Source organism: Caballeronia sp., from assembly GCF_049581465.1.
In the GTDB taxonomy this organism is placed as follows: Bacteria; Pseudomonadota; Gammaproteobacteria; order Burkholderiales; family Burkholderiaceae; genus Caballeronia.
In genome coordinates this window covers 1-1,502 of sequence record NZ_JBAUSA010001199.1, presented here as the reverse complement: position 1 = coordinate 1,502, position 1,502 = coordinate 1, and the positions used below count along the sequence as shown (strand labels likewise).

Annotated in this window: 3 protein-coding genes; all 3 read right to left on the bottom strand. The window is 62.3% G+C overall.

What is annotated here, in order from left to right; genetic code table 11:
• Positions 1-250: GPW/gp25 family protein (locus WCA53_RS29315; RefSeq protein WP_423919425.1), on the bottom strand; the 250-nt coding region annotated here is incomplete at its 3' end.
• Positions 251-261: 11 nt separating this feature from the next.
• The gene (locus WCA53_RS29310) at positions 262-912 is read right to left on the bottom strand and encodes a phage baseplate assembly protein V (RefSeq protein WP_423919422.1); all 651 of its coding nucleotides are present in this window, start codon (positions 910-912) and stop codon (positions 262-264) included.
• Positions 909-1,502 (bottom strand): phage late control D family protein (locus WCA53_RS29305; RefSeq protein WP_423919419.1); only part of this gene is annotated, 594 nt, incomplete at its 5' end. The genes WCA53_RS29310 and WCA53_RS29305, both read right to left, overlap by 4 nt.

Genomic DNA, 1,502 nt, shown 5'->3' with positions numbered 1-1,502 from the left:
GCTCCCACGCCTTGAGCGCCTCGCGCACGTGGAACTCGGCCATGCCTTGCGTCGACGGCCCGTTCACGTTGAACACGAGTTCGTGCAGGCCGCAGCCGAAGTCCGGGCGCATCACGCGCTCGCCCCTGGCCGTCGACAGGATGAGGAGGATCGAGTGCCGCACACACCCCTCATAGCGCGCGACAGCGATGCGCTCGTCCTGCAACGCTACGGGAAAGTCCCAGCCGACTCCGAGCACCTGCGCGGGCATGACATGGTCTCCTAGCTGTTGATCTTGACGAGCGCACCGCTGATGCTCATCGGTCCGGTGGAACTCATGTCGAGTGTCGACATGGCCTGGATCTTCACGTCAGTCTTCGAATCGATCTCGATGCCCACGCCTTCGAGCGTGAGCTTGCCCGTGCTCGAGCGAATCGAGATATCGCCCTCGGCCTCGATCGCGATGGTGTTGCCCGACGCGCTGATGGTGATCTTGTTGTTTCCGGTCTTGTCGATGATCTCGATCTTCTCGTCGCCCGACGCATCCGACAGACGCACGAGGTGGCCGCTTCTCGACTTGAAGCCGCGATTGTCGTTCTGCCCGTTCGAGTTCGATTCGTGCGCAACGTCCTTGCCGTTCCAGAGCGAGCCCACCACGAACGGATGCTCGACGCTGCCGTGCTCGAACGCGATCAGCACTTCGTCATCGACCTCGGGCAGGAAATAGGCGCCGCGGCCATTGCCGGCCATCATCGTGGCGACGCGAGCCCAATTGCTTTCGTCATCCTGATTGAGCCATGGAAAACGCACCTTCACGCGATGCATGTTGTCGGGATCCTGATTGTTCGTGACGACGCCGACCACCACGCCGTAATAGCGGCCGTCGCTGTCGGCGTGCGCGAGCAGGCTATGCAAAAGGTTGTCGTGCATCATGTCGCGTTCCTTCGCGCGGAAAAGCGCACTCGATAGCCTTTTTGCAGGGAAAAACGCTGCTCGGTACTCGTGAGGTAGTAGAGCCCGCTGAAGCGATCGCCGAGCCCTTCAATCTTCACGACGATACCCGCACGCATGCGCGGATCGCCAATGCACACGCCGTCGCCGCGGATATAGCCAAGCGCCATTTCACCGAAACGCTGCTTCGCCATGAGGTCGGCGTCGGCCTGGCTCTGTACCGGCGCGCGCACACTCGCGCCGCCCGACTTGCCGAAGATGCGTTGCACGCTCGACGGCCCCGACGCCTTGCCCGCCATCAGCCCCGTCTCGTCTCCCGCACTCGCACGTCCGACGATCTCCTTCTTGCTCTTCGGATCCCAGCCTTTCACGAGCACCTCCTGAACCTGGCCCATGGTCGACATGCGCGGGCGGAATTCGAGCAATTCGATCTCTCGGCGCAGTGTGAGCGTTTCGCTGGCGTCGATCTTGCGCGGGCGATAGATGAGCGAACGGTCGTCGACAACCACTTCGTAATGGATCCGCTTCGCGCGCGCGAGCAGGAATTCGAGGTCCGTCTGGTTGTGCTGGAG